Origin of the sequence: Streptomyces hilarionis (genome assembly GCF_024539675.1) — a bacterium.
Taxonomy (GTDB): Bacteria; Actinomycetota; Actinomycetes; order Streptomycetales; family Streptomycetaceae; genus Streptomyces; species Streptomyces hilarionis.
In genome coordinates, this window is sequence record NZ_JAHHIT010000385.1 from 1 (window position 1) to 708 (window position 708).

General features: G+C 53.2%; 1 protein-coding gene. It reads right to left on the reverse strand.

The window, feature by feature from the left end; genetic code table 11:
* Positions 1–86: 86 nt before the first annotated feature.
* On the reverse strand, positions 87–708 hold a 622-nt coding region (locus tag KMS84_RS43660; RefSeq protein ID WP_256921255.1), incomplete at its 5' end, for a KfrB domain-containing protein.

A 708-nucleotide genomic window follows, 5' to 3' on the forward strand; every position in this document is an offset into this window, starting at 1 on the left:
TCGTTCTGACAGCATGGCGCGCTTCCACATTTACCGCAGGCAGCAAAAAGGGGGCAAAGCCCCCTTTTCAAACAATCTACCTATGTTCAGTCTCGGCCCATTCCGCCGAACCCCTTTGGCTGGTGCGAAGGCACCTTTTGTTCATGCTGCAGCTGACGGTCTTTGACGATGCCTACACCGGCGAAAGGGTAACGAATGGAAAGGTCTTTCCCACTTTGGACAAGCCCGGACTTAGCGCTGCTCAGCGCAGAGCGATCATGCGCAATGTGCGTCACTCGATCACCGTTCACAATCTGCTGGATGACTTGGTTCTCTTTGAACCCGACAACCTTACCTTCGTAGGTTTTGCCAGTTACAGCGTGCTCGAACGCCGGCATATCCGCTTGTTTTGAACGGGCTTGCTCATGTTCGACTGGCTTACCTGCTGCAGCGCCTGCCAGCTCCTTCTTGCTCAATTCGAGGGCGTCTTTGAACGACGCCTTGAACTCAGCAGCGCCAGGTGCATTATCAAACGGCAAATCCTTGTATGCCTTACCTTCATGCACACCGGTGCCAGCGTACATTTTCGGACGATCACCGGGCTCTTGTACCAGGATCATCGGTTTATTGGTCAAGTCTGCCTTGAACCACGCTTCTCCCGCAGCCTTTGCGTCAGTGAATACCTGACGCTCTTTGCCTTCCTGATTGATGGTGTAGGTGGTTTTAGTA